General features: G+C 72.9%; 18 protein-coding genes and 1 riboswitch. Of the genes, 8 read left to right on the top strand and 10 right to left on the bottom strand.

The annotated features are described in order from the left end of the window. Positions 1–35 precede the first annotated feature (35 nt). On the top strand, positions 36–479 hold the full coding sequence (locus J2X64_RS18580) for a hypothetical protein (RefSeq protein ID WP_310157728.1): 444 nt from the start codon (positions 36–38) through the stop codon (positions 477–479). After that, a complete protein-coding gene (locus J2X64_RS18575) occupies positions 476–2,239 on the top strand; it encodes a DUF5671 domain-containing protein (RefSeq protein WP_310157726.1) in 1,764 nt (587 codons plus the stop codon). Before J2X64_RS18580 ends, J2X64_RS18575 begins: the two co-directional genes overlap by 4 nt. A 67-nt stretch (positions 2,240–2,306) precedes the next feature. Here J2X64_RS18575 and J2X64_RS18570 read toward each other — a convergent pair whose 3' ends face one another. The 6 genes from J2X64_RS18570 to J2X64_RS18545 all read right to left on the bottom strand — a co-directional run bounded on the left by J2X64_RS18570 (position 2,307) and on the right by J2X64_RS18545 (position 8,531). After that, positions 2,307–3,977, bottom strand: a complete 1,671-nt coding sequence (locus tag J2X64_RS18570) for an RNA polymerase sigma factor (protein WP_310157775.1) — start codon at positions 3,975–3,977, stop codon at positions 2,307–2,309. Between the two features lie 315 nt (positions 3,978–4,292). Further along, a complete protein-coding gene (locus J2X64_RS18565; protein ID WP_310157724.1) occupies positions 4,293–4,694 on the bottom strand; it encodes a universal stress protein in 402 nt (133 codons plus the stop codon). A 66-nt stretch (positions 4,695–4,760) separates the two neighbouring features. Then, the gene (locus J2X64_RS18560; RefSeq protein ID WP_310157722.1) at positions 4,761–5,897 is read right to left on the bottom strand and encodes a homoserine O-acetyltransferase; all 1,137 of its coding nucleotides are present in this window, start codon (positions 5,895–5,897) and stop codon (positions 4,761–4,763) included. Positions 5,898–5,912: 15 nt separating this feature from the next. Further along, positions 5,913–6,022: riboswitch (SAM riboswitch) on the bottom strand. Positions 6,023–6,102: 80 nt separating this feature from the next. Then, positions 6,103–7,191 (bottom strand): DUF4192 domain-containing protein, encoded by a 1,089-nt coding sequence (locus J2X64_RS18555; protein WP_310157721.1) that lies wholly within the window; start codon positions 7,189–7,191, stop codon positions 6,103–6,105. A 97-nt stretch (positions 7,192–7,288) separates the two neighbouring features. Further along, positions 7,289–7,699 (bottom strand): YkvA family protein, encoded by a 411-nt coding sequence (locus J2X64_RS18550; protein WP_310157719.1) that lies wholly within the window; start codon positions 7,697–7,699, stop codon positions 7,289–7,291. A gap of 115 nt (positions 7,700–7,814) precedes the next feature. Continuing rightward, positions 7,815–8,531: an EcsC family protein gene (locus tag J2X64_RS18545; protein WP_310157718.1), complete on the bottom strand. Its 717-nt coding sequence runs from the start codon at positions 8,529–8,531 to the stop codon at positions 7,815–7,817. A gap of 94 nt (positions 8,532–8,625) precedes the next feature. Here J2X64_RS18545 and J2X64_RS18540 point away from each other — a divergent pair, with 94 nt between their 5' ends. Together J2X64_RS18540 and J2X64_RS18535 are read left to right on the top strand one after the other, a co-directional pair. After that, complete coding sequence (locus J2X64_RS18540; protein WP_310157716.1) at positions 8,626–9,534, top strand: sulfurtransferase; 909 nt, start codon at positions 8,626–8,628, stop codon at positions 9,532–9,534. Then, complete coding sequence (locus tag J2X64_RS18535) at positions 9,531–10,001, top strand: SufE family protein (RefSeq protein ID WP_310157714.1); 471 nt, start codon at positions 9,531–9,533, stop codon at positions 9,999–10,001. The genes J2X64_RS18540 and J2X64_RS18535 overlap by 4 nt, the downstream gene beginning before the upstream one ends. Before the next feature lie 102 nt (positions 10,002–10,103). Here J2X64_RS18535 and J2X64_RS18530 read toward each other — a convergent pair whose 3' ends face one another. Further along, positions 10,104–11,618, bottom strand: a complete 1,515-nt coding sequence (locus tag J2X64_RS18530) for a S8 family serine peptidase (protein WP_310157712.1) — start codon at positions 11,616–11,618, stop codon at positions 10,104–10,106. Between the two features lie 273 nt (positions 11,619–11,891). Between J2X64_RS18530 and J2X64_RS18525 the strand changes: the two genes are divergently transcribed. Both J2X64_RS18525 and J2X64_RS18520 read left to right on the top strand, forming a co-directional pair. Continuing rightward, positions 11,892–13,592 (top strand): DNA polymerase, encoded by a 1,701-nt coding sequence (locus J2X64_RS18525; RefSeq protein ID WP_310157709.1) that lies wholly within the window; start codon positions 11,892–11,894, stop codon positions 13,590–13,592. 113 nt (positions 13,593–13,705) lie between these two features. Beyond that, positions 13,706–14,506, top strand: coding sequence for a DUF1206 domain-containing protein (locus tag J2X64_RS18520; RefSeq protein ID WP_310157708.1), 801 nt, complete (start codon positions 13,706–13,708; stop codon positions 14,504–14,506). A 72-nt stretch (positions 14,507–14,578) separates the two neighbouring features. Here the strand turns inward: J2X64_RS18520 and J2X64_RS18515 are convergent, their stop codons facing one another. Then, positions 14,579–15,508 (bottom strand): PAC2 family protein, encoded by a 930-nt coding sequence (locus J2X64_RS18515; protein ID WP_310157706.1) that lies wholly within the window; start codon positions 15,506–15,508, stop codon positions 14,579–14,581. A 205-nt stretch (positions 15,509–15,713) separates the two neighbouring features. Between J2X64_RS18515 and J2X64_RS18510 the strand changes: the two genes are divergently transcribed. Both J2X64_RS18510 and J2X64_RS18505 read left to right on the top strand, forming a co-directional pair. After that, the gene (locus J2X64_RS18510; protein WP_310157704.1) at positions 15,714–16,340 is read left to right on the top strand and encodes a TetR/AcrR family transcriptional regulator; all 627 of its coding nucleotides are present in this window, start codon (positions 15,714–15,716) and stop codon (positions 16,338–16,340) included. A gap of 40 nt (positions 16,341–16,380) precedes the next feature. Continuing rightward, positions 16,381–17,934: an MFS transporter gene (locus tag J2X64_RS18505; protein ID WP_310157702.1), complete on the top strand. Its 1,554-nt coding sequence runs from the start codon at positions 16,381–16,383 to the stop codon at positions 17,932–17,934. 115 nt (positions 17,935–18,049) lie between these two features. On the opposite strand, the gene hrpA is transcribed toward J2X64_RS18505, so the two are convergent. Beyond that, on the bottom strand, positions 18,050–22,069 hold the full coding sequence (hrpA, locus tag J2X64_RS18500; RefSeq protein ID WP_310157700.1) for an ATP-dependent RNA helicase HrpA: 4,020 nt from the start codon (positions 22,067–22,069) through the stop codon (positions 18,050–18,052). 52 nt (positions 22,070–22,121) lie between these two features. After that, complete coding sequence (locus J2X64_RS18495) at positions 22,122–23,441, bottom strand: bifunctional o-acetylhomoserine/o-acetylserine sulfhydrylase (protein ID WP_310157697.1); 1,320 nt, start codon at positions 23,439–23,441, stop codon at positions 22,122–22,124. Between the last annotated feature and the right edge of the window lie 14 nt (positions 23,442–23,455).

Below are 23,455 nucleotides of genomic sequence, written 5' to 3'. Positions count from 1 at the left end.
GCCGGACCTTCGTCCCGGGGCCCGAGCATGGAGGCATGAGCAGGAGCCCCACCCGTGTCCTGGCGGTCGTGGTGGGCGTACTCGTCGTCCTCGCGGCTGCAGCGGCCGTGCTGTCGTCACGCGGGACCACCCACTACGCCGCCGGGTCCCCCGAGGCGACGGTCCAGGCATACCTCACCGCGGTCCTGCGGGGTGACACCGAGCAGGCCGCCGGGTACCTGTCCCCCTCCGGCAGCTGCGACCAGGTGGACCTCGCCGGAGTCACGGTCGCGGACAGCACCCGGGTCGACCTGGTCCACGCCACCACCGGGACGGACACCGCGCAGGTGCAGGTGACCGTGGACCGCTCGGACACCGACGGCCCGTTCGCCGTGGGCGAGTCCGAAGGGCACGTCTACCGCCTGGCCCGCACGGGCGGCCGCTGGCTGCTCGAGGGCGTCCCGTGGCCGCTCTACGACTGCACAGGAGGACCGAAATGATCTCTGCCCTGCTCCTGCTGGTGCTCCTCGTGGTCGGGGTGGTGCTGGCCTCCCGCCGCGTCGCCGGACGGACCGCAGCCGGACCCGTGGACGTCCACGTGGTGCGGCACTTCTTCCAGTACCTGCTGCTCCTCGGCCTGCTCGTCGTCACCGCGCTCGGTCTCTCGGGCCTGCTCGGCCGGGCCCTGGAGGGTGGCACGCTCGCCCTGGCCGACGAGACCGACCTGGCGCGCAGCCTCACCTTCACCCTCGTCGGCCTGCCGCTCCTGCTGGGCCTGGCCCTCGCCACGCGCCGGCAGCTGCGGCAGCAGGCCGAGGAGGGTCGCTCGACGGCGTGGGCGGCGTTCGTCACGGTCGCGTCGCTCACCGCCCTCGGTGTCACGGTGTCGTCCGCGCAGGTCGTCCTCGGGTGGGCGGTGGGCGTCCGGGCGTACGACAGCGGCGCCCTCGCCTCCACCGTCGTGTGGGGCGCCACGTGGGGCGGCCTCTGGTGGGTCGAGGGACGGTCCGTGCCGCAGGGCCACCGCGTCCTGCACCACCTCGCCGGTTCGGGCGTGGGCCTGTGGACGGCCGCCTCCGGCCTCGGGACCCTCGTGGCCGGCGGGGTCCGCGCCCTCTTCCCGATGCCGACCGACCTGCTCACCACGGGTCCCCACCCCGCACTGCGCGGCGGCGTCACCCTGGCCGTGGGCGCGGTGGTCTGGCTGCAGTACTGGGTGCGCACCGCCTACCGCGAGCCGCGGACCGGGTGGTGGGTCGCCTACGCGCTGCTGGCCGGCGTGGGTGCCGGGTTCGTCGTGGGACTGGTGGCCGCGAGCACCGTGCTCTACGACGCCCTCGTCTGGTTCTTCGGCCGGCCCACGACGACGTATGCCGCTGACCACTTCGCCGGCGCCCCGGCGGCAGCCGGGCTCGTCGTCGCCGGCGGGCTCGTGTGGTGGTACCACCACGCCGTCCTCGAGCAGGGTGAGCACCCGACGCGGTCCGAGAGTCGCCGCGTCTACGAGTACCTCCTGGCGGGCGCAGCCCTCGTCGCCGCGGCTGCCGGCGTCGCGACCCTGGTCGTCGCCGCGGTCGAGGGCGCCACGAACAGCACGGTGCTGACCGGCGCGAGCCCGGTCAACACCGTGCTCGCCGCCGTGACCCTGCTGGTCGTCGGGGCTCCCGTGTGGGCGTTCTACTGGCGGCTGACGCAGCGCGCCGTCCACGCCGAACCGCGGCCCGAGCTCGAGTCGCCGACCCGCCGCACCTACCTGTTCGTCCTGCTGGGAGCCAGCAGCGTCGCCGCCGTGGTCAGCCTGCTCGTCGCGGTGTACCAGTTCCTCGACGCCGCCTTCGCCGACACCCTGGGCGCCGCCACCGTGCGCAGCGCGCGGTTCGCCCTCGGCATCCTGCTCGCCGCGGCCGCGGTGGCGGCCTACCACTGGACGGTCTACCGAGCCGACCGCGTCGCCGTCCCGGCCCACCGGCGCGGCCCGCGCTACGTGCTGGTCCTCGGTCCCCACGACCCCGACCTCGCCAGGACGCTCGCGCGCAGCACGGGCGGGCGGGTCCAGGCATGGAGCCGGACCGACGACGGGTATGCGGTCGCGGTGCGCGCAACGCCCGCAACGCCCGCAGCGCCCACAACTCTCGCAGCGTCCCGGGAGCCCGTGACGGCGGAGGCGGTGCTGGCGGCTCTCGGCGATACCACCGAGGAGGAGCTCGTCGTCCTCTGCGAGGCCGGACGGCTGCGCGCCATCCCGGTCCACCGGGAGTGAGGCGCCTTCCCCGCCCGCACGACGAAGGCCCCGAGGAGTGCTCCTCGGGGCCTTCGTCGTCGTGCCGTCAGTCCAGGTAGTCGCGCAGGACCTGGCTGCGGCTCGGGTGGCGCAGCTTGGACATCGTCTTGGACTCGATCTGGCGGATCCGCTCCCGGGTCACGCCGTAGACCTTGCCGATCTCGTCGAGCGTCTTGGGCTGGCCGTCGGTGAGGCCGAACCGCATCGAGACCACGCCCGCCTCGCGCTCGGAGAGGGTGTCGAGCACCGAGTGCAGCTGCTCCTGCAGGAGCGTGAAGCTCACGGCGTCCGCCGGCACGACCGCCTCGGAGTCCTCGATGAGGTCACCGAACTCGCTGTCGCCGTCCTCGCCGAGCGGGGTGTGCAGCGAGATGGGCTCGCGACCGTACTTCTGGACCTCGACGACCTTCTCGGGGGTCATGTCGAGCTCCTTGGCGAGCTCCTCCGGGGTGGGCTCGCGCCCGAGGTCCTGGAGCATCTGGCGCTGCACGCGGGCCAGCTTGTTGATGACCTCCACCATGTGCACGGGGATGCGGATGGTGCGGGCCTGGTCGGCCATCGCGCGGGTGATGGCCTGGCGGATCCACCACGTCGCGTACGTCGAGAACTTGTAGCCCTTGGTGTAGTCGAACTTCTCGACCGCACGGATCAGGCCGAGGTTGCCCTCCTGGATCAGGTCGAGGAAGAGCATGCCGCGGCCGGTGTAGCGCTTGGCGAGGGAGACCACGAGGCGCAGGTTGGCCTCGAGCAGGTGGTTCTTGGCCTTCTTGCCGTCCTGGGCGATCCACCACAGCTCGCGCTTGAGCTTCATGTCCAGCTTGTCGCCGGAGTTCAGCCGCTCCTCGGCGAACAGGCCGGCCTCGATGCGCTTGGCGAGCTCGACCTCCTGCTCGGCGTTGAGGAGGGCGACCTTGCCGATCTGCTTGAGGTAGTCCTTGACCGGGTCGGCGGTGGCGCCGGCGGTGACGACCTGCTGGACGGGGGCGTCCTCCTCGTCGTCGTCGCGCAGGACGAAGCCGGTCTTCTCGTCCTCCTCGGACTTCTCCTCCTCGGCCGCGTCGGCCTCGACGTCCACCTCCTCGAGCTCGGACTCGACGACGTCGGTGGGCTCGGGCTCGTCCTCGAGCTCCTCCTCCGGCACGTCCTCGCCGTCGTCACCCTCGGCCGCCTCGCCCGCCGCGGCCTTGGCGGCCGCGGCCTTCTTGCTCGCGGCCTTGGTCGCCGGGCCCTTGGCCGGCGCTGCAGCCGTACCGGCGGCAGCGGCGGCCGCCTTCTTCGTCGTGGTGGCCTTCGCGGTCCTGGCAGCCGGCTTGGCGGTGCCCGCGGACGCTGTCCCACCCGCGGCCGGCGCAGCCTTGGCCGCCGACTTCGTGGTGGTGGTCTTGGCCGCCGACTTCTTCTCGGGGGTGTCCTTGGCCGCGGCCTTCTTGGCGGTGGTCTTCTTCGCCGACGCGGTGGTACGGGTGCGGGTGTTCGTCGCAGCGACGGCGCGCGAGGCGGTGGCCGCGTCGAGCGTCACGTGGATGCCCTGCTCGTCCAGCGAGCGCAGCACGACCTTCATGCGCTTCGGCTCGATCTCGGCCCCCTCGAGCGCCTCACGCAGCTGCGCGGAGTCGACCGACCCGTGCGTGCGTCCCTGCTGGAGCAGCTTCTGCAGCGACGGCAGGGAGAACTCCGGGGGAAGAGTGGGTGCGGGGCTCGCAGCCTTCTTGGACACAGGCGACACGGACTACCTTTCGTCGCGGACTCGCGGCACGGCGCGCGCCATCACGGGCACACCGGGGGGATGCCTGTGACAACAACTGCGGGGGCGGAAGTATTGCCGGGGCTGCCGGGAGCTGAGCTCTGGCCGACCTCGATGGTGACATTGTAAAACGAGATGCCCCGCAAACCCGCATCCGTGGGCAAATTCTCCCCGCCGGGAGGCGTCCGGAGGACCGGATGTCCGTGCGAGGACGCCTGTGCGCCTGCGAATCTCCGCCCGCGAGCGGCACGGCGCGACCACCCGGTCGCGGGCGTGTCGCGGGTGGGGTCAGCCCTCGGCCTTGACCGCCAGCACGGGGCAGGAGGCGTCGAGCAGGATCCGCTGGGCGTTCGAGCCGAGGATCAGCTTGCCGACCGGGGTGCGCCGGCGCAGGCCGATGACGATGAAGTCCGCGTGCTCCTCCTCCGCCACGGCGATGAGGTCCTCGGCCGGCTCGTTGCCGCGCACCAGCTGGCGCACCTCGTGCTCGAGGCCCTCGCGGTCGAGCTCCCCCTGGATGCGGGTCAGCTCGGTCTCGAACCGCTGGGCCTCGTCGGAGTCGTAGTCGCGGCCACCGCGCTGGGAGTTGATGACGATGAGCTTGGACTTGCGCAGCAGCGACTCGTCCGCTGCCCGGCGCAGGGCCGCGCGCCCTTCCTTGGTCGGGACGTAACCCACCACGATGGCCACAGGAACCTCCTCGTTCGTCGACGAGCGGCCTCGGCCGCCGAGCCGACCGTACCGGATATCGACCGGTCAGGCAGGGACTGCGAGCACGCCCGACACGATGGCGCCGACCTGGTCCACCTCGATGAGGAAACCGTCGTGCCCGTACTCGGAGTGCACGGTCACCAGGCGCGCGCCGGGCACGGCCTCGGCGATCTCGCGCGAGAGCCGCGGCGGGTACAGGCGGTCGCTGTCGACGGCGACGACCGTGAGGTCGGCGGTGACCGCCGACAGGGCCGCCGACACACCTCCGCGGCCACGGCCCACGTCGTGCGAGCTCATGGCCTCGGTGAGCACCACGTAGGAGTTCGCGTCGAACCGACCGGCCAGCTTGCCGGCGTGGTGGTCCAGGTAGGACTCGACCGCGTAGCGACCGCGGCCCCCGAGCGGGTCCTCCTCGCCCTGCGGCGCCCGGCCGAACCGGTCGTGCAGCTCGATCTCGCTGCGGTAGGTGACGTGCGCGATCCGCCGGGCGATCCCGAGGCCGGTGTCCGGCCCGGCGTCCTGGTCGTAGTAGTCGCCGCCGTGGAAGGCCGGGTCGGAGCGGATCGCGAGCAGCTGGGGCTGGCACCACGCGATCTGCTCGGCCGTCGCGTGCGCCGTGCTGGCCAGGACCACGGCTGCGGTGACGCGCTGCGGGTAGGTCGCCGCCCACTCGAGGACCCGCATACCGCCCATGGACCCGCCGAGCACGAGTCGCCAGGCGTCGACACCGAGCTCGTCGGCGAGGAGGGCCTCCGTGCGCACCTGGTCGCGCACGGTCACGAAGGGGAACCGGCTCCCCCACGGTCGGCCGTCCGGGGCCTCGCTGGCCGGGCCCGTGCTGCCCTGGCAGCCGCCCAGCACGTTGGCCGCGACGACGAACCAGCGGTCGGTGTCGATCGGGCGGCCGGGGCCGATCAGCCCGTCCCACCACCCGGGCGTCGGGTGGCCCGGACCGGCGGGGCCGACGACGTGGCTGTCCCCGGTGAGGGCGTGCTCGACCAGCACGGCGTTGTCGCCTGCGGCGTTGAGCTCGCCCCAGGTCTCGTACGCGAGGGTCACGTCGGGCAGGACGCCGCCGCGCTCGAGCTCGACCGCCCCGAGGCGCACGAACCGGCGGCGGCCGGGGTGGTCACCCACGCGCCAGGCAGCGGAGGTGCTCGGACGTCGGGACGTGGTGGTCATGGAGGGCTCCTGCAGTGCTCGCGCTTGCCCAGCCGGTCAGGCGGGCCCGGTCATCACCCGGGGCACCCCACCGCGAGGAGGGTTGCCGCCCAGCGAGCCGGGGCTTCGCGCTGGAACTCATGACCTTGGCCCCCATGATACGAACCGCCGCCCCTGCAGCACGCGCCGTCCGGGACGTGGGACACGCCGGAGAGCCGGCACGCGGTCAGGCCGGGGTCGCCAGCCCCCTGCCCGGCGGCCGGTCGGAGCGGGAGCGGACACCGAGGTCGACCATCCGCTCCAGCAACCGCGCGAGCCGGTAGTCGGGCCGGGCGTCGAGGGCGCGCTCGAGCGCCTCGCGGGCCACGGCACCGTCGCCGAGCCACCACGCCAGGCTGGCCAGGACGGTGAGGACGGGAGCGGCGTCCTCGTCCGGTACCGCTCGTGCCAGCCACTGCAGCCGGGCGAGGGCGCGGCGCCCCGCCGCCGGGCCACCCTCTCCACCGCCCCACGGCGGCTCGGGCAGCAGCGTGCGCAGCTGGTGGGCCAGCGGTGCGCCCAGCGCCTCCAGCGGGAGCGTGTCGGGGCACCACCGGGCGATCAGCCCGTCGCGCAGCTCGACGTCCTCCAGGCTCAGCACCAGCACGGCCACGGTTACCGGCGACGTGTCCTGCACCTCCGGGGCGTCGTCGGCCACGTCGACCACCTCGCCCCACTGCCGGAGCCACGCGCGCCGGTCGTCGACGGAGCCGTTCGCTCCCCTCGGCCGCCGCGGGCCGCCGGCGCGCCTGCTCGCGAGGGCGCGCCCCACGGCCGGGGCGAGGGTCGGGTCGGCCGCGACGACGCCGGCCAGGGCCGCTCGGGACGCCAGCGGCGACACGCCCATGGCGACCAGCTCGGCCACCCCGGGGTGCGCGGCGGCCTCCTCGACCGGACGGCCCTCACCGGGGCAGCAGCCGTCACGGCAGTCGGGCAAGTACCACCTGCCGTCGCGGACGACGACGCGGTCGAGCACCTCGATCCCGGCGAGTCGGCAGCCGCGGCGGAGCCGGTCGAGCAACGGCAGGCTCGCGCCGGGTGAGGACTCGTACCCCACGAGGACGGCCGCGTCGGGCAGGTCCGACAGCAGCGGCCCGACCATGGCGTCGGCCGCCTCGGTCACGTGCTCGGGCGGCGGGATGTCGATGCGCTCGACCAGCCCCACCGTGCGGCCGTGCACGGTCACGACGACGACGGCGTCGTGGGGGTGGTAGCCGAGCTGGTAGGGCAGCAGGGCCAGGACGTCGGACGGGCTCGTGAGCCGGATCGGTTCCATGCCGCGACCCTCGCGCCCCCGCGGTGACACGGACAGGCCCCGGTCGTCCTCCTGTGGACGGAGGGCGACCGGGGCCGGGTCTGTGGACGGTAGGGCGTCAGCGCACCACGTGACCGTCCACGGTCTCCCGGGCGGCACCGGGGCGGCCGGTGGTGCGAGTGCGCCCCGGTTGCATCCGCTCCCAGGCGAGGAAGGACTCGGTCTCGTTCACGACCGCGGCGGCGATCCACGACAGCACGACCGCGTCGTCGGCGAGGCCGAGCACGGACAGGAACGCCTCGGGGACGAGGTCCACCGGCGACACGACGTACAGGACCGCGCCGACCATGGCGAGCAGCCGTCCCCGGGAGCTGCCGGTGTACTCGCCGCTGAACGTGGCCCGCGCCAGACGCGGCAGGCTCGCCAGCCGCTCCCCCATACCGGCCGACCCGGGACGGCTGGCGATGCGGAGGGCACTGAAGATCGAGCGGAAGGCGTTCAGCCGGGTCGCTCGGGTGGTGGTGGCCATGGGCTCCTCCTTGGTCCCGGGCCCAGGCGGCCCGGTCTCAGGTGCAACGACTGGCTCGGACGCAGGATTCCGCTCCGCGGTTCCCCGCGCACCGCCACGGCCGCCGTTCCCCGCGTCAGTGCGACGTGTTGCGCGGCGGGAACTCGTGCCGCGCCTGTGCCGCGATCCGGTTCAGCAGGTACGTGTCGAGGCCGGCGCCGAGGACGCCGCCGACCATGGGCACGCCCTTGCCGAGCTTGGTCAGCGACTTCTTGCCCGCCATCGTCAGCAGACGGAAGCCGACCGCCTTGTTCACGACCATGAGCGCCGGCCCGGGCAGCCGCTGCGCCGCGAGGTTGGACAGCCGCCCGGTGCTCAGGACGCCCGCCTTCTTGAGCAGGTCGTCGGCGTCCGCCCCCACGAGGGTGAGCAGGACGGCCGAGCGGATCTGCGGCTGCTTGATGTCGTACCCGCGCAGGGACGCGACAGCCGCCACCATGCGGGTGGCCACGAGGTAGAACTCGAGGACGTTGACGGGCAGGGCGACCGGCATGGTGATGAACCCGCCGAGGCCGGTCACGAAACCGCCCGCGGCGCCGAGCTTGAGGTGCTGGCGGACGACGGCGTCGACCGCCCCCTCGGCCGTCGCCTGCTCGGCCCGCTTCACGTCGGCGACCTTCTGCGCCGAGTCGAACCGGCCCTTGCCGTCGATGCCGGTGTCGAGCAGGTTCTCGATGAGACCGGTGACGGTCGAGGCGAGCCGTCCGGGGTCGACCTCCGGCTGGGCCGCGAGCTCCAGCGCCGACTGCGGTCGCGCCTCCTCGTCGTCCTTGCCACGTCCGAGAAAAGCCACGTCAGCACCCCTTCGGGTCGAGTTGCACCGGTGTCGTCCGTTTCCGGTTCATCCTGCCACGGGGGTGCCGACCTCACCGGTCTAGCCTTGGAGCATGACTGCGACCTCCCCCTCCCACGAGCAGTACGCCCACCCCGAGCGCCTCGTCAGCACCGAGTGGCTCGCCGAGCAGGTCGCGGCGGGCCGGGTCGGCACCGGCGCGCCGGACGCCGTGGCGCTGCTCGAGTCCGACGAGGACGTCCTGCTCTACGACACCGGCCACATCCCCGGCGCCCTCAAGCTCGACTGGCACCAGGACCTCAACGACTCGGTGGTGCGCGACTACGTCGACGCGGAGCAGTTCGCCCGCGTCATGTCCGAGCGGGGCATCGGCCGGGACACGACGGTCGTCATCTACGGCGACAAGAACAACTGGTGGGCCGCCTACGCCCTGTGGGTGATGAGCCTGTTCGGCCACGAGGACGTCCGCCTGCTCGACGGCGGCCGCGCCAAGTGGGTCGCCGAGGGGCGCGAGATGACCCGCGAGGTCCCCAAGGTCGCACCGCTCACGGGCGACGCGGCATACCCGGTCGTGGAGCGGGACGACGCACCGATCCGCGCGTTCAAGGAGGACGTGCTGGCCCACCTGGGCAAGCCGCTGGTCGACGTCCGCTCCCCCGGCGAGTACTCCGGCGAGCTGCTGCACATGCCCGACTACCCGCAGGAGGGCGCCATGCGCGGCGGCCACATCCCCGGCGCCCGCTCGGTGCCGTGGGCGCGGGCGGCCAACGAGGACGGCACGTTCAGGTCGCGCGAGGAGCTCGAGGCGATCTACCTGCAGGAGCAGGGCCTGGACCCGCACCAGCCGACGGTCGCCTACTGCCGCATCGGCGAGCGCTCGTCGCACACGTGGTTCGTCCTGACCCACCTGCTCGGGTTCGACGACGTGCGCAACTACGACGGCTCGTGGACCGAGTGGGGCAACAGCGTCCGCGTCCCGGTCGAGCAGGGCGCCCCGAAGTGACCGACACCGCTGCCCTCCCCGCCGCGCTGCAGGAGATCGCGGACGACTTCGCGGATCTCGCTGCGCCGCAACGCCTCGAGCTCCTGCTGGAGTTCAGCGAGGGCCTGCCCGACCTGCCCGAGCGGTATGCCGGGCGGCTGGGTGAGATGGAGCAGGTGCACGAGTGCCAGTCGCCGCTGTTCCTCGTCGTCGAGGTGGGCGACGGCGACGACGACCCGAGGTCTGCGGCGGAGCAGCCGGTGCACCTCTTCTTCTCCGCGCCGCCCGAGGCGCCGACGACCCGCGGCTTCGCCGGCATCCTGCACGAGGGCCTCGACGGGCTGAGCGTGCAGGAGGTGCTCGCCGTGCCCGAGGACGCGCCGTACAGGTTCCACCTCGGTGAGGCGGTGTCGCCGCTGCGGCTGCGCGGCATGGTCGGGATGCTCAGCCGGATCAAGCGCCAGGCAGCCCTGAAGTCCCAGGCATAGCAACGGCTTTCGAGCTGAAACGACACGAGGCCGCGGTCCCCGGGTGGGGGCCGCGGCCTCGGTCGTCAGGCCAGGGATCCGGACCGACGGTGGCTCAGCAGCTCACTGCACCGCGTCGAGGGCGTCGACGATGCCCTCCCCGTAGTAGCTGTTGTCGGACACCGGGCCGGTGCACGGGATGCTCGTGCCGCCCTCAGGTGCCGAGCACGCGCGGTCGTCGGCCTGGGCGCGCAGCTTGGCAACCATCTGCTCCGGCGTCCACGTCGGGTGCGCCGACTTCATGAGCGCGAGCACACCGGCGACGTGCGGCGAGGCCATCGAGGTGCCGCTCTTGGTGCCGTAGCCGTTGTCCTTCACGACCGTGGACAGGATCGTCCGTCCCGGGGCGGCGACGTCGATGACCCCGAGGCCGCGGTTGCTGAACGACGCCAGCTGCTCGGTCCGGTTGGTCGCGGAGACGGTGACGACACCGGGCAGCTCGGTCGGAATGTCCTTGCAGCCGTTGTTGATCACGCGGGTCATCGGCTTGGTGTCGTTCGGGCTGGCCTTGTCCTCGGTCTTGTTCGCCAGGTCCTTGGCCGAGTTGCCGGCAGCCGCCGCGTGGACGACGCCCTGCTCGGTCGACCAGCGGACGGCGCGGCCGACCGCCTCCAGGACGGCAGCCTGGTCGGGCTGGTCACCGCACCAGAACTCCATCGGGTCGACGTAGTAGCTGTTGTTGGTGACGTCCATCTTGTGCATGCCGGCCCAGACCAAGCCGCAGATCGCGTACTCCGGGTAGATGAACCCGTCGTCGTTGACGACCTTCACCGCGGCCATCCGCACGTTCGGGGCGACGCCCACGATGCCGGTGCCGTTGCGGGCGGCGCCGATGGTGCCGGCCACGTGCGTGCCGTGGTCGGAGGTGGTCGGGTACCACGAGCCGGGGGCCTGGCTCGGCCGTCCGGCGCCGACGCAGCTCACCGAGTCGGCGACGTCGATGTTCGGTGCCAGGTCCGGGTGGTCGGGGTCGATGCCGCTGTCGAGCACGCCGACGAGGACGTTGCGGTCGCCGTCGGTGATCCTGTGGGCCCGGTCGGCCTTGATCTGCACCATGTCCCACTGCTCGGCCTCGCGCGGGTCGGCGGTGGGTGCGGCGGGGGTCGTCATGGCGTCGGAGAGGTCGCCGTTCGCCGGCTTGGCGTGGGCCTGCTTGTATGCCGACGCGCCACGGCCCCAGGAGGCGGACAGGTCCGAGGGCGTCCCCTCGGACACCGCGGCCGTGCGGCTCGCGCCGACCGAGTCCAGCGCGTTGCCGCCGAGCCGCCTGACGTCGGTGCGGAACGCCGCGCGGTCGGAGTGGGCGACGACGACACCGATCTGCGGCCAGGACTGGACGACGACGCCGCCGGCGTCACGGACGGCCTGCTCGACGAGCCGGGTCTGGCCCGGGTTGGCCACCTTCGCGTTGAGCACGTAGCTCATGAGGTAGCCGTCGGGGAACGCCGTGGGGACGGGCGTGGAGTCGGCCGTGGCCGACTCGGTCGACGCGCTCGCCGCCCCGGCGGTGAGCAGGGATCCGGCGAGCAGGGCACTCGATGCGGCGAGCGCCAGGCCACGTCTGCGGATGTGGGACATGTGTTCCTCCTGGTTGGGGGTTCCCGTGCGGGGGTCACCTGACCGGCGGCCGAGTGGGCCGACCGGTCCGACCACCCTGTCCCATTTCGTGGCCCTTGTGGGCTTTCGCGGACGACGAGTTCCGGTTGCGTCCGGTGGAGTGGTCTTCACCCGGCGGCCTCGCCCGCCGGGAGCGCCGGTGCAGTGCTCTTCACCGGCACCCCGCCCGTCGGGCGGCGACGACGGCAGTGCCGGGACCGCGCGGTCGGTGGGGGGTGACAGGATGACGCCGTCATGCCCGTGCACCCCGTCGCCTTCGTCACCTCCCCGGGTGGGCGGGCGGCCGTCGTCGGTGGCGGCGTCCGGGTGGTGGCACCGGTCGACGAGGCCGTTGCCGTCGCCGCCGGGCTCGAGCGCAGCGCCGCGGAACGGCCCGTCCGGTTCGTGTGGTGGGCCGCCGGGACCGACGCCCACCCGCTGGTGGCACACGGCATACCGGTGTCGCGGTGCTGGGACGTCGCGGAGGCGCACCGCCTCCTGCGCGGCGGCTGGGAGGCGACGCCGCAGCAGGCGTGGGCGGCGGCGCACGGTCTCGACCCCGCCGGCGTGCCGGAGGCCCGGCGCGGCGACCTCTTCGACTTCGACGCCGCGGACGACGGGCCCCCGCCGGGGTCCGTGGTGCGCCCCGACGGGCACCTCGCGCCCGAGGCGGGGACCGCTCAGTGGGCGCCGCACGACCAGACCCTCGTGGCGTGGGCGCAGGCCGCGCTCGAGTGCGCCCGCCTGCAGCAGGAGCGGCTGGCCGAGGTCGGTGACCGCGCCGTCGGGGCCGCGCACTCGGAGTCGGCCGCCGCCCTCCTGTGCGTCGAGCTGGCCCGCGACGGCCTCCCCCTCGACCGCACCACCGCGGAGTCGCTCATCGCCGCGGCGGCCGGACCACGCCCGGCGGACGAGGACGACGCCCGCCGCACCCGGGCGCGCAGGGACGCCGCGGTCCTGCGGCACGTCCCCGGCCGCGAGTCCACCGACCTGCGCAACCCGGCCCAGGTCAAGGACCTGCTCGCCGCCGTCGGTGTCGACGTTCCCAACACGCGCAAGTGGGTGCTGGAGCCCTACCGCGGCACCCACGCGGTGGTCGAGGCGCTGCTCGAGTGGCGCAAGGCGGAGCGCATCGCGACGACCTACGGCTACGGCTGGCTCGACGCGCACGTCGGCCCCGACGACCGGCTGCGTGGCGCGTGGACGGCCTGCGACGGCGCGGCCGGCCGGATGACCGCCCAGAACGGGCTGCACAACCTCCCCACCGAGCTGCGGCCCGCGGTCGCCGCCCACCCGGGCCACGTGCTGGTGCGCGCCGACCTCGGGCAGATCGAGCCGCGCGTCCTGGCCGTCGTCTCCGGCGACCGCGCCTTCGCGGACGCGACCCGCGCCGACGACCTCTACGCGCCCGTGGCGAGCCGGCTCGGCGTCGAGCGCTCCGTCGCCAAGATCGCCGTCCTCGCCGCCATGTACGGCCAGCGCAGCGGCGCGGCCGGCGAGGCGCTCAAGGGCCTCGAGCGCGCCTACCCCGTCGCCATGTCCTTCCTCGACGAGGCGTATGCCGCGGGCGTGCGACGCCGCCCGCTGCGCACCTTCGGGGGGCGCCTGCTGCGGCTCGACGAGGTGCTCGTCGGGGCGCCCCCGCAGGACGCGGCCGGCTGGGACGCCGCGCGGGGCCGGTTCGCGCGCAACGCGGTGATCCAGGGGTCGGCGGCCGAGCTGTTCAAGGCGTGGGCGGCCACGGTCCGCGCGACCACGCGCGACCTCGGGGCGCAGATCGTCCTGTGCCTGCACGACGAGCTGCTCGTGCACGTCCCCGAGGAGCACGCGCAGGAGGCGGTGGCCCGGGTCGAGACGGCGCTCACCGACAGCGCCCGACGGTGGGCGGGGGCGAGCACGGTGCGGTTCGTGGCGGACACCTCGGTCGTGCGTCGCTGGTCCGAGGCCAAGGGCTGACGGGGCGGCACCAGCCGACGGCCGACGTCGGCACGAGCAGACGCATCCACCGGAGTCGGGGCAAATGCCGCCGGTCCGCTGCCAGTCCGGCCCGTTGGTGGTTGGGTGTGGGCATGGACGGACACGACGTCAAACAGGTCGCCCGCGAGGCGTCCGACCACCCGGCGCTCGAAGGGGCGGCCCGGGCGGGATATGCGGTGAGCGGTCTGCTGCACCTGCTCATCGGCTGGATCGCGCTGCAGGTCGCCTTCGGGCACAGCGGCAAGAACGCCGACCAGAGCGGGGCGCTCTCCTCGCTGGCCGGCAACGGTCTCGGGAAGGCCCTGCTGTGGTTCGCGGTGGTCGCGTTCCTCGGCCTGGCCATCTGGCAGGTCACCGACGCGGTCATCGGGCACCCCGGCGACGACAAGGACGCCTGGGGCGGACGGGCCAAGGCCGTCTCCAAGGCGGTGGTCTACCTCGCCCTCGCCTGGTCGGCGTTCACCTTCGCCCGCGGCCGGTCGAGCAGCAGCAAGTCCCAGAGCGTCGACTTCACCTCCAGCCTCATGGAGAAGCCCGGAGGTCGCTTCCTGGTGGTCGTCATCGGACTCGTGGTCATCGGCGTCGGCGCCTACCACGTGTACAAGGGCTGGTCGAAGAAGTTCCTGCAGGACCTCGAGGACCACCCCGGCACGTGGGCGACCCGCGCCGGACGCGTCGGCTACATCGCCAAGGGCGTCGCCCTGGCCATCGTCGGGATCCTGTTCTGCGCCGCGGGGATCCACCACAACGCCAAGGAGGCCACCGGCCTCGACGGTGCGCTGAAGTCGCTGCGCGGACAGCCGTTCGGCACGGTGCTGCTCGTCGTCATGGCGCTGGGCTTCGCCGCGTTCGGCCTCTACAGCTTCGCGCGCGCCAAGCACGCGAAGGTCTGACGCGCAGCACTCCGACCCCTACGCGACGAGGCCCCCGGCTGGTGCCGGGGGCCTCGTCGTGGGACGGGACGGTCAGCCCTGGGGGCCGTCGCTGCCCGGCTCGTCGATCTCGCGCAGGAACTGCTCGAACTCCGCGCCGATCTCGTCGGCCGACGGCAGGTCGCTCACGTCGGTGGCCAGCAGGCTCGGCTTCTGGCGCCCCTCGAGGAACGTGTCGTACTGCCGCTCGAGAGCCGCGATGACCTGGGCCACCTCCTCCGAGCCCTCGACCTCGCGCGCGATCTCGGCCCGGTTCAGGCCGGCCTGCGCGACCAGGTCGTCGATGGGCAGGTTGAGGCCGGTGGCGGCGAGGATCGCGTTGAGGGCGGTCACCGCGCCGTCGGCGAACTCGGCCTGGGCCAGGTAGTGCGGTACGTGCACTGCGAAGCCGATCGCGTCGTGGCCCGACTCCCCGAGCCGCAGCTCGACGAGCGACGCCAGGCTGCCCGGCACCTGCACGCGACCGAACGGGTTCTCCTGCAACGGGATCAGCCGCGGGTCGGTGGCGTGCGACGTCATGCCGATCGGCCGGGTGTGCGGCACCGCCATCGGGATGCCGTGGGCGGTCACGACGAGGTCGACGCCGAGGGCCACGACGAGCTGGCGGATGGCCTCGGCCATGCGCTCCCACTGGAAGTCCGGCTCGGGGCCGGTCAGCAGCAGGTACGGCGTGCCGTCGCGGTCGGTGAGCCGGTGCAGGGCGAGGCACGGGTCCTCGTAGCTGACCCAGCGGTTGGTGTCGAACACCATCGTCGGGCGGCGGCTGCGGTAGTCGAGCAGCTGGTCGGCGTCGAAGGACGCCACCACGGTCGACTCACCGGTCGACAGCAGGTGCTCGGTCAGCAGCTTCTGGGTGTGGCCGGCATCCATGAAGCCGCCCAGCGCGAGCACCAGGACGGACGCGCGCAGGTCCTGCGGGTCGGTGTCGGTCTCGAAGTGGTAGAGCTCGGACGGGTTCTGCACGGCGATCTCCAAGGTGAGGTCTGCGGACGTTCGTCAGTGCCAACGCCGCAACCCGGCGAGGGATTCCGCATCCCCGGCGGCCAGCCGGCGGCGTCGGGAGCAGAGAAGATCTTCGGGGTTGCGGGAATGGATCGGCGCGATCTACCGTTCGGATGAAACGAAACAGTTTCGTTCCATCCGCGTACGACCGACCCGAGGACGCCAGATGACCCCCGCCCGCAGCACCGCCACCGCCGAGGAGTCGCGGCCGCGACCCCGGGTCGAGGGCGACCGCGAGCGCGAGATCCTCGAGGCGGCCCTCGAGACCCTGGTCGAGCACGGCTACGACCGGTTCAGCTTCGACCTCGTCGCGGCCTCGGCCAAGGCCTCCAAGGCCACGCTCTACCGCCGGTGGCCCAGCAAGGTCGACCTCGTCGTCGACGCCCTCCAGCTCATGATGGGCGTCGAGGCCGACCGCTTCCCCGACACAGGCTCGCTCCGGGGCGACCTGGTCGCGCAGGCGTGCGCCAAGGGCGGCCTCGGCGAGGACCGGCCGATCCAGGTGTTCAGCCAGCTGGTCACGGCCATGCACCGCGACCCCGAGCTCGGCGAGGCCGTCCTGACCCGGCTCATCGGGCCCAAGCTGGCCGGCACCCGCCGCATCTTCGAGGCGGCGCAGCAGCGGGGCGAGGTGGGCAAGGACGCCGACATCGACCTCCTGTCGCGCCTGCTGCCCGCGATCAGCATCCACGAGGCGATGCTGACCGGCTCACACCCGAGCCGCGAGCGCCTCACGTTCCTGGTGGACAGCGTCGTCCTCCCCGCCTGCGCAGCGACCCTGCCGCGCAGCTGACTCCCCGTCCACCGCTCCACCCCCACACTAAGGACAACCCATGTCATCTCCTGCTGTCGTCGAGCCCGTCTCGACCTCCGGACCCGGAGAGGCCGAGGGCGGCCGCACCCGGCACCTCGGCATCGCCCTCACCGTCATCAGCGCGGCCCAGCTCATGGTGGTGCTCGACGGCACCATCGTGAACATCGCGATGCCGCACATCATGACCGACCTGGGGTTCACCCGGGACAACCTGTCGTGGGTCGTCACGGCATACACCCTCGCCTTCGGCGGGCTCCTCCTCCTCGGCGGGCGCCTCGGTGACCTCTTCGGCCGCCGCACGGTCTTCATGACCGGCGTGCTCCTCTTCGCCGGCGCCTCGCTGCTCGGCGGCCTGGCGCAGACCGAGGGCATGCTCCTCGGCGCCCGCGCCCTCCAGGGTGTCGGTGCCGCGCTGGCCTCCCCCACTGCGCTGGCGCTCATCACCACGACCTTCCCGGCCGGCCCCGCGCGCAACCGCGCCATGGGTGTGTATGCCGCGATGTCCGGTGCCGGTGCCGCCGTCGGCCTGATCCTCGGCGGCGCGCTGACCGAGATCGACTGGCGCTGGACGATGTTCATCAACGTCCCGATCGGCCTCGCCGTCGCCCTGCTGGCGCCCCGCTTCCTGCCCGAGTCGGTCCGGGCCGAGGGCCGCGTCGACGTCCCCGGCGCCATCCTCGGCACCGGCGGCCTCGTCTCGCTCGTCTACGGCCTCACCCACGCGGCCTCCGACTCGTGGTCGTCCGCGACGACCATCACCACCCTCGCGCTCGGCGTCGTCCTGCTCGTCGCGTTCGTCGCCGTCGAGGCCCGCTCGAGCCACGCGCTCATGCCGATCCGCATCCTCGCCGACCGCACCCGCGGCACGTCGTTCGTCGTGATGCTCGTCGTCGGCGCGGCGATGTTCGCGATGTTCTACTTCCTTGGCCTCTACATCCAGCAGGTGCTGGGCTACTCCCCGCTGAAGTCCGGATTCGCCTTCCTGCCGTTCTCGGCCGGCATCGTCGTCGCGGCGCAGGTCGCCTCGACCCTCATGACCCGCCTCGACCCGCGCTGGATCTCCGGCTTCGGTGCGCTGCTGGCGTCGGTGGGCATGTTCGGGTTCTCGCGGCTCGGCGTCGACAGCTCGTATGCCGGCGGCCTCCTGCCGTGGATCGCCACCCTCTCGGTCGGCATGGGCCTGACCTTCGTGCCGATGACGCTCACGGCGACCGCCGGCGTGGCGAAGGAGGACTCCGGCGTGGCGTCGGCGGTGCTCAACACGATGCAGCAGGTCGGTGGTTCCCTCGGCCTGGCGACCCTGAGCACGGTCTTCGCCAACGCCGCCAAGGACCGCGGCGCCGAGCTCGGTGCAGCGCTGCAGGCCAAGGCGCAGTCCGGCGCGTTGAGCCCGGAGCAGCTCCAGGCGGCCCAGCACCAGGTCGCGCTGCAGGCACAGACCTACGGGTCCGGCCACGCCTACCTCGTGGGCGCCGGGATGATCCTCGTCGGTGCGCTGGTGACGTTCCTGTTCCTCAACGTCAAGCACGAGGTGCTGTCGTCCGAGGGCCACGAGAACGTGCACCTCGCCTGACGCGAGGCCACCCCGGTCGACCACGGTCAGGGTGCCCAGAGGTGCGGAATCCTGCACTCCTGGGCACCCAGACCCGTGTCAGGGTCAGCTGGACCCGGGTCAGGGGCAGGCGACCTCAGGCCTGGAGGGCGGCGATGGCGTTGCGGATGCGCTTCTCCGACACCGGCCGCGGCGTCCCGAGCGAGTTCGCGAACAGGCTGACCCGCAGCTCCTCCACCATCCACCCGACGTCGCGGACCGGGGCCGAGCGGCGGTCCTCGGGCGACAGGGAGTCGAGCAGGTCGGCATACGCGAGCTCGACCCGGTCGACGACCTCTTGGTTCGCGGCGTCGCGGGCCAGGGCGGACGGCGACGACGGCGCCTTCTCCAGCCGCTGGACCATCCCCCGCAGGTAGCGCCGCAGGTGCGGCAGGTGCGCCATGCCGGTGTCGGCGACGAAGCCGGGGTGGACGAGGCTGTCGAGCTGCGCCCGGACGTCGGCGACCAGCGCCGCCGCGGCAGGGGCCCGCAGGCCCTCGAGCAGCCGCCGCACGTCCCTCGACGTGGCCAGGACCGGCTCGACCTCGTCGACGACCTGCAGCACCCGGGTCGCGACGTGGGTGCGCACGGCGGCGAGCACCTCCTCGAACGCCGCCTCGTCGCGGACCCCGTGGGACCCGGCCGAGCCGCGCTCGGCCGTGATCGCGTCGACGGCGCAGGCGAGGCAGTCCTCCAGCAGCGCGGGCACCGAGCCGTGCGGGTTGTCGGCGAGGGTGAGCTTCTGGGCGTTGCCGAGCCGGGCGAGCACGCGCTTCCACGGTGGCGCGGTGTTGAGCAGCAGCAGCCGGCGCACACCGAGCGCGGTCGCCGCCTCGGCGGCACGGCGACCGGGGAGGACGACGAGGTCGACCGAGTCGCCACGGTCGACCAGCGCGGGGAACCCCTGCACCACCTGGCCGCCCGACCTCGTGTCGAAGGTCTCCGGCAGCGTCCCGAAGTCCCACTGCCGCAGGCCCTTGCGCTCGATGCGGGCTCCGGCCCGGGACATGCGCCGCTGCACCTGGCCCGCGAGCCTCGCCTGCAGCTCCTCGAGGTCCTTGCCGGCGCCCAGCACGCGCCCGCCACCGTCCTCGACGCTGAAGGTGACCCGCAGGTGGTCGGGGACGGCCTCGGGGTGCCAGTCCGCGGGGTCGACGCGGATGCCGGTGCGCGCGTGCAGGACCCGGCCGAGCTCCTCGACGAGCGTGCGGCCGTCGCCCGGCTGGACGTCGGCCAGCGCGGCGGCCGCGTGGTCGGGTGCGGGGACGAAGTTGCGCCGGACGCCCTTGGGCAGCGCCCGCACGAGGGCCGTCGCGAGGTCTCCCCGCAGCCCCGGCACCTGCCAGTCGAACCCCTCGGGTGACACGCGGTTGAGCACCTGCACCGGGATGTGAACCGTCACGCCGTCGGCGGCCGTCCCGGGCTCGAACTGGTAGGTCAGCGGCAGCTCGAGCCCGCCCTGGCGCCACGTGCGCGGGTAGTCGCGCGCCGACACCTCCTCGGCGCTGTCGCGGGTGAGCAGGTCCTCGGTGAAGGTCAGGAGGTCCGGCGTCTCGCGCCGCGCCTGCTTCCACCAGCGGTCGAAGTGGCGCTGGGAGACGACGTCGGCGGGGACGCGCTCGTCGAAGAACGCCACGAGGTCCTCGTCGTCGACCACGATGTCGCGTCGCCGCGCCCGCTCCTCCAGCTCCGAGAGTCGTTGCAGCAGAGCGGTGTTCGCGCGATGGAACTCGTGGTGCGTGTCCCAGTCACCCTCGACGAGCGCGTGCCGGATGAACAGGTCGCGCGACTCCTCGGGCTCGATCCTGGCGTAGTTGACGGTGCGGGCGGCCACCAGCGGCACGCCGTAGAGGGTCACCCGCTCGGTGGCCAGGGCAGCACCCTGCTTGCGCGACCAGCGCGGCTCGGAGTACGTCCGCTTCACCAGGTGCGGCGCAGCACGCTCGGCCCACAGCGGGTCGATGCGGGCGTTGGTGCGGGCCCATAGCCGGGTCGTCTCGACGAGCTCGGCGGCCATGACGAACGCGGGCTGGCGGCGGAACAGCGTCGACCCCGGCGAGATCCCGAACCGCGCACCCCGGGCACCGAGGTAGTCCCGCTTGGCCTCGTCGCGCACCCCGATGTGCGACAGCAACCCGGCGAGCAGCGCCTGGTGGACGAGGTCGGCGTTCGGCGGCTCACCGGGCGCGGCCGTCGCCTGCTTCGGGTCGATGCCGACGTCCTGGCAGGCCCGGCGCAGCTGCGAGTGCAGGTCCTGCCACTCGCGCACCCGCAGGTAGTGCAGGAACTCTGTGTGGCACATGCGCCGGAACGCGCTGTGCGACAACGCCTTCTGCTGCTCCTTGAGGTAGTTCCAGAGGTTGAGCAGCGACATGAAGTCCGAGTGCTCGTCACGGAAACGGGCGTGCGCCTGGTCGGCCTGGGTCTGCTTGTCGGCCGGCCGCTCGCGGGGGTCCTGCATCGACAGCGCCGCCACGATGACGAGCGCCTCGCGCGTGCAGCCGAGCTTCCCGGCCTCGATGAGCATGCGCCCCAGCCGTGGGTCCACGGGCAGCCGGGCGAGCGACCTCCCGTATGCCGTGAGCCTCCGCTCCCGGCCACGTCGCCGTGGTGCGGTTGCCCGCTCCCCCGGCTCCGCGGCATACGCCTCACCCGTGGCCTGGCCATCACCCGCACCGGCGTCCTCGCCACCGCTCACGTCGAACGCCTGGAGCTCTTCGAGGAGCCGCACGCCGTCGGCCACCTGGCGCGGGTCGGGCGCGTCGACGAACGGGAAGCGGGCCACGTCGCCGAGCCCGAGTGCCGTCATCTGGAGGATGACCGACGCGAGGCTGGTGCGCTGGACCTCGGGCTCGGTGAACTCGGGCCGGGACTCGTAGTCGGCCTCGGAGTACAGCCGGATGCAGATGCCGTCGGCGACACGGCCGCAGCGACCGGCCCGCTGGTTGGCGCTGGCCTGGGACACGGGCTCGATCGGCAGCCGCTGCACCTTGGTGCGCTGGCTGTAGCGCGAGATGCGCGCGGTGCCGGCGTCGACGACGTAGCGGATGCCGGGGACGGTCAGGGATGTCTCGGCGACGTTGGTGGCCAACACGATCCGGCGGCCGGGGTGGCCTGAGAAGACGCGGTGCTGCTCCGCCGCGGACAACCGCGCGTAGAGCGGGAGCACCTCGGTCTGGGGCAGGTTCAGGCCCTCGAGCGCGGACGCGGTGTCGCGGATCTCCCGCTCTCCGGAGAGGAAGACGAGGATGTCCTGGCCACCGCCGTCACCGCCCCGGGCCTCGGTCCACAGCTCCTCGACCGCCTCGACGACACCGGTGACCTGGTCGCGCTCCTCGGCGTCGTCGCGGTCGGGGTCGACGAGCGGGCGGTAGCGGACCTCGACGGGGTAGGTGCGACCCGAGACCTCGATGATCGGCGCCGGCTCCCCCGTGCGCGGGTCGGCGAAGTGCTGGGCGAACCGCTCGGGGTCGATGGTCGCCGAGGTGATGACGACCTTGAGGTCGGGGCGGCGCGGCAGCAGCTGCTTGAGGTAGCCGAGGATGAAGTCGATGTTGAGCGACCGCTCGTGCGCCTCGTCGATGATGATCGTGTCGTACTTGCGCAGCATCCGGTCGCGCTGCATCTCGTTGAGCAGGATGCCGTCGGTCATCACCTTGACGAGCGTGTGGTCGCTGCTCGTGTCGGTGAACCGGACCTGGTAGCCGATGGCGCCGCCGAGCTCGACCTCGAGCTCCTCGGCGATGCGCTCGGCGACCGAGCGCGCGGCGATCCGTCGTGGCTGAGTGTGCCCGACGATGCCCTGCTGGCCCCGGCCGACCTCCAGGCAGATCTTCGGCAGCTGGGTGGTCTTGCCCGACCCCGTCTCGCCCGCGATGACGACGACCTGGTGGTCCCGGATCGCCGCGGCGATGTCGTCCTTGCGCGCGACGACCGGCAGCTGCTCGGGGTAGTGCAGGTCCGGGACGGGGATCGCCCGGCGCGGGCGCGGCGGGCGGTTCCGGCGGGGCTGCCCGGGGTCGCGCGCAGTCGCGGTGCCACCCTCGCCCGCACCTCGCCGCGGCCGGGTCCGCCGGTTCCGGGCAGCACGAGGCTGTTCGGAACCGGCGGAGGACATGGCCCCTACGATACGGGCGGCCCCTCCCCCACCCGCACCGGATCACGGCCGGTCAGACGCCCTTGGCCGCGATGAAGCCCTGGTCGAGGTCGGCGATGATGTCGTCGACGTGCTCGATGCCGACCGCGAGCCGCACGAGCCCGGGCGTCACCCCGGCAGCCAGACGGTCCTCGTCCGGGCCCTGCGAGTGCGTCGTCGAGGCCGGGTGGATCGCCAGCGAGCGCACGTCGCCGAGGTTGGCCACGTGGCTGTGCAGCTGCAGCGCCTCGACGAAGCGCTTGCCCGCCTCGACGCCGCCCCTGATCTCGAACGCGAGCACCGCGCCCGCGCCGCGCGGGGTGTACTTCTTCGCCTTCTCGTACGACTCGTGGTCGGGCAGCGACGCCCACACCACCCGCTCGACCTGCTCGTGGCCCCCGAGGTACTTCGCGACCTCGTGCGCGTTCTGCAGGTGCCGCTCGATCCGCAGGCTCAGGGTCTCGATCCCCTGCGCGATGAGGAAGGCGTTGAACGGCGAGACGGCTGCCCCGAGGTCGCGCAGCAGCTGGACGCGTGCCTTGAGGATGTAGGCGAGGTTCGCCCCGAGCGGGCTGCCGACGCCGAGGTCCCGCGCGAAGACCAGGCCGTGGTAGCTCTCGTCCGGCGTGTTGTAGCCGGGGAAGCGCTCAGGGTCCTTGGCGAAGTCGAACGAGCCGCCGTCGACGATGACGCCGGCGATGGTGGTGCCGTGGCCGCCGAGGTACTTCGTCGCGGAATGCACGACGATGTCGGCACCCCACTCCAGCGGGCGGATGAGGTAGGGCGTCGCGATCGTGTTGTCGACGACCAGCGGCACCCCCGCCTCGTGGGCGACCGCCGCCACGCCCTCGATGTCGAGCACCTCGGACTTGGGGTTGGAGATGGTCTCGCCGAAGAAGAGCTTGGTGTTGGGCCGCACCGCCCGGCGCCACGACTCGAGGTCGTTGGGGTCGGCCACGAAGGTGACCTCGAGGCCGAACTTCGGCAACGTGTGCTTGAGCAGGTTGTACGTGCCGCCGTAGAGGGACGGGCTGGCCACCACGTGGTCGCCGGCCTCGGCGATGTTGAGGATCGCCAGGGTCTCGGCCGCCTGGCCGGACGCGACGAGCAGGGCACCGACGCCGCCCTCGAGCGAGGCGATCCGCTGCTCCACGGCGTCCTGCGTGGGGTTCATGATGCGGGTGTAGATGTTGCCGAACTCCTTGAGCGCAAACAGGTTCGCCGCGTGCTCGGCGTCCTTGAAGACGTAGGACGTCGTCTGGTAGATCGGCAGGGCGCGGGCGCCGGTGGCGGAGTCCGGCTCCTGGCCGACGTGGATCTGGCGGGTCTCGAACGACCAGCTCGTGCTGCTCATGTGAACCTTCACTC

Source organism: Phycicoccus sp. 3266, from assembly GCF_031456495.1.
Lineage (GTDB): Bacteria > Actinomycetota > Actinomycetes > Actinomycetales > Dermatophilaceae > Pedococcus.
The sequence above is the reverse complement of the archived record's forward strand: the minus strand, read 5'-3'. Positions and strand labels throughout refer to the sequence as shown.

What these genes read in the sequence shown, in the direction of transcription:
- J2X64_RS18580 (WP_310157728.1), top strand. Translation starts at nt 36, where the DNA reads ATGAGCAGGAGCCCCACCCGTGTCCTGGCGGTCGTGGTGGGCGTACTC.
- J2X64_RS18575 (WP_310157726.1), top strand. Translation starts at nt 476, where the DNA reads ATGATCTCTGCCCTGCTCCTGCTGGTGCTCCTCGTGGTCGGGGTGGTG.
- J2X64_RS18560 (WP_310157722.1), bottom strand. Translation starts at nt 5,897, where the DNA reads ATGACCACCACGTCCCGACGTCCGAGCACCTCCGCTGCCTGGCGCGTG.
- J2X64_RS18555 (WP_310157721.1), bottom strand. Translation starts at nt 7,191, where the DNA reads ATGGAACCGATCCGGCTCACGAGCCCGTCCGACGTCCTGGCCCTGCTG.
- J2X64_RS18550 (WP_310157719.1), bottom strand. Translation starts at nt 7,699, where the DNA reads ATGGCCACCACCACCCGAGCGACCCGGCTGAACGCCTTCCGCTCGATC.
- J2X64_RS18540 (WP_310157716.1), top strand. Translation starts at nt 8,626, where the DNA reads ATGACTGCGACCTCCCCCTCCCACGAGCAGTACGCCCACCCCGAGCGC.
- J2X64_RS18530 (WP_310157712.1), bottom strand. Translation starts at nt 11,618, where the DNA reads ATGTCCCACATCCGCAGACGTGGCCTGGCGCTCGCCGCATCGAGTGCC.
- J2X64_RS18525 (WP_310157709.1), top strand. Translation starts at nt 11,892, where the DNA reads ATGCCCGTGCACCCCGTCGCCTTCGTCACCTCCCCGGGTGGGCGGGCG.
- J2X64_RS18520 (WP_310157708.1), top strand. Translation starts at nt 13,706, where the DNA reads ATGGACGGACACGACGTCAAACAGGTCGCCCGCGAGGCGTCCGACCAC.
- J2X64_RS18510 (WP_310157704.1), top strand. Translation starts at nt 15,714, where the DNA reads ATGACCCCCGCCCGCAGCACCGCCACCGCCGAGGAGTCGCGGCCGCGA.
- J2X64_RS18505 (WP_310157702.1), top strand. Translation starts at nt 16,381, where the DNA reads ATGTCATCTCCTGCTGTCGTCGAGCCCGTCTCGACCTCCGGACCCGGA.
- hrpA (WP_310157700.1), bottom strand. Translation starts at nt 22,069, where the DNA reads ATGTCCTCCGCCGGTTCCGAACAGCCTCGTGCTGCCCGGAACCGGCGG.
- J2X64_RS18495 (WP_310157697.1), bottom strand. Translation starts at nt 23,441, where the DNA reads ATGAGCAGCACGAGCTGGTCGTTCGAGACCCGCCAGATCCACGTCGGC.